The organism is Pseudomonas sp. P5_A2_2 (assembly GCF_054177685.1).
Window position 1 is genome coordinate 1 of the sequence record NZ_JBGCUL010000623.1, and the last position, 2691, is coordinate 2691.

The 2691-nt window shown below is 59.9% G+C and carries 3 protein-coding genes; 1 reads left to right on the plus strand and 2 read right to left on the minus strand.

Features of this window, described 5'->3' with window-relative positions; genetic code table 11:
• Together ACXRVY_RS23220 and ACXRVY_RS23225 are read right to left on the minus strand one after the other, a co-directional pair.
• A partial coding sequence (locus tag ACXRVY_RS23220; protein WP_458238348.1) for an AraC family ligand binding domain-containing protein occupies positions 1-742 on the minus strand: 742 nt, incomplete at its 3' end.
• Positions 743-832: 90 nt separating this feature from the next.
• Positions 833-1744: a LysR family transcriptional regulator gene (locus ACXRVY_RS23225; protein WP_457266202.1), complete on the minus strand. Its 912-nt coding sequence runs from the start codon at positions 1742-1744 to the stop codon at positions 833-835.
• A 122-nt stretch (positions 1745-1866) separates the two neighbouring features.
• Here ACXRVY_RS23225 and ACXRVY_RS23230 point away from each other — a divergent pair.
• Positions 1867-2691 (plus strand): pirin family protein (locus tag ACXRVY_RS23230; protein ID WP_458238349.1); only part of this gene is annotated, 825 nt, incomplete at its 3' end.

Here is a 2691-nt window from a genome sequence, read left to right on the forward strand (position 1 = left end):
AGCCGACGGCGTGGGCGACCTCGATGATCGGTTGCCCGCTACGTGATAGCAGGCCACAAGCCCGTTCTAGACGCAGGCGAAGCAGCCATGCGTGCGGCGTCATGCCGATGGTCCGCTTGAATTGTTTGAGGAACGGGAAGCGACCCAGTCCGCACAATCCAGCGAGATCATCGAGGGTGATTCGCTGATCGATGTGGCTGAAACAATAGTCCCTGACGCGAGACCATTGCAGGGGCGATAGCGTGCCTGTGATCGTTTCGGGTTTGATCGCCCGTGACTGGCTCAACAGGTGTTCAAGGAGGGTGATCCATTGCGTCTGCACCGCGAGGCTGCCGGGTCCGACGGCCTGCTGCATCGCTTCGTGCAACCCGTGCAGGCTGCCGACAACTCCCGTGTCTTCAAGCAACACACTGGTCAACTCAAGCTCTCTCGGTTGACCGCTGATCTCCTCGGTCATACTCGCGACCAGCGCCTGGGACAGACGGAATGTCTTGAGCGTATAGGCGTCGCCGCCCTCGGGCAGACCATCGTGGATTTCACCCGGTGGCATCAGGGCAATACTGCCCGGACCTAAAAGAAACGACTCGCCTTTGGATCGATGACGCTGGATGCCTTCGGTGACAAAGCCAATGTGGAAATCGAGGTGGTAATGGCGATCGAAGCCGGTATCCACAAAGCGTGCGGACCCCAGCACCAGGCCTGGTACTTCGGACACGTGATGGTAATTGGCATGTTCAGTCATGAAACCTGTTCAACAATCGGCGAGGAGGGCGGGGACTGCAAAGTCTAGGGCCACCAGCGGAATAGATCCATGGGCATCGACTGCCGCTCGCTACAGGTGCACCTCTGGTGCGTGCGACGCATTCAACTTCTCGATCACCAGGTCGATGAAGGCCGATACCGCGAGCGGCAACTGTCGGCGGCTTGGATACAGCACGTTCAGGCCATAGCCTTTGGGTTGGTATTGCGCCAGCACCGGGACGAGCACACCGGCCTGAACATCGAGCCTGGCCATCACCGGCGGCAGTAGCGCGATGCCGAGGCCGGCCACGGCGGCCCTGCGCAGTGCCTGTGCGGTATTGCCACTGAAGCGCCCAGTGACTTGCACTTCCTCCTCACCCTGCGGGCCGATCAAGCGCCATGTGGCGTGGCCGCCGGGTTGCGCTGAGATCACACAATCGTGGTTTACCAGGTCCTGCAGCGTGCGGGGTGAGCCGTGCGCGGCAATGTAGGCGGGGCTTGCGACCATTCCGACGCTGCGTGGGTCAAGGATCTGACGGCCGACAAAACCGGAATCGCGCAAGGCGCCGCCGCGAAACGCGACATCGATCTGCTCTGCGATCAAGTCGGCCTTCGCATCGCTGAGTATGAAGTCGAGCCTCACGCGTGGATACGCGGCGAGAAAYCCGGTCACCCAGTCCATCTGGAAGAAGTCGAAGAAGTCGGCTGGAGCCGCCACACGCACCAGGCCATTGGGCTCGTTACTACCCGTTATCAACTCCTGTCCGGCTTCGAGCAAACCGTCGACTGCGCCTGCACAACGCTCATGGAAGTCCTGGCCTGCACTGGTGAGTGTGAGCTTGCGGGTGGAGCGTTGTAGCAGCCGAGTGCCGAGGTGTGCTTCGAGCTGCTGGATGCGACGACTCACGGTATTGGGCGGCATTCCCAGCCGTCTCGCCGCCTCTGCAAAGCTGCCGCAGCGGACTACCTGCACAAACATGGCGATGTCATTGAGGTCGAGCATGGCCGTTCATTCCTGTCGATGGTGGACGAGTGCAATCCAATTGTATCGGCTAATCAAGCAATCGGCCCCGATCTATTGTTTGAGGTATCGGGCCGCGAGGCTTCCCAGTTCGAGAGATCATGATGAACCTTCAGCAACAACCTCTCTTCGCGATTGATCCTGGCTGCGCACGCGAACCCGAAACTCACCGCGCAATCAGTTATCGCACCACCGGCAGCGGGCATGGCGCAATTGTCCGGCTGATGAGTCCTTCGGATCTGGGCCATTTGATCAAGCCGTTCGTTTTCCTTGATCTGTTCGAAGGCGAGAGCTCATTCATCAACGGCATGCCAATGCACCCGCACTCGGGAATCGCCACCGTCACCGTCATCACCGAAGGTAATTTGCGCTTCGAGGATGCGGATTCGGGCAAGGGGATGATCGACTACGGCGGTGTCGAATGGATGCGTGCCGGAGGCGGGGTGTGGCACGGCAAGGAAATGTCGGTGGGCACATCGAAACGGATTCAGGGTTTTCAACTGTGGGTTGCACTACCGCCCGAGTTGGAAAACGCCAGTGTCGACAGTCAGTACCTGGAGTCAGGCGTGATGCCTGAAGTCGGGCCGGCGCGGTTGATTCTCGGCACCTACCAGGGTGTCCAGAGCCCGGTCCGTGCTCCTGCCGGAATGAATTACCTGTTGGTCACACTACGTGCCGGGGAATCCTGGACTTATGTTCCACCTGGAGAACATGAGTCGTTGTGGTTGAGCGTCAGCCGCGGCGCTTTGTCCGCACCAGGCCTGGTCAACGCAGGAGAGATGGCCATCTTCGAACCCGGCAACGGCGCCGTGACGCTCAAGGCGCTGCAACAAGATACGGTCTTCGTGATCGGCTCAGCCATACCTCATCCCTATGATCTGGCGCTGGGAAATTACTCGGTGCACACCAACCCGCAAGCCTTGCGTGCG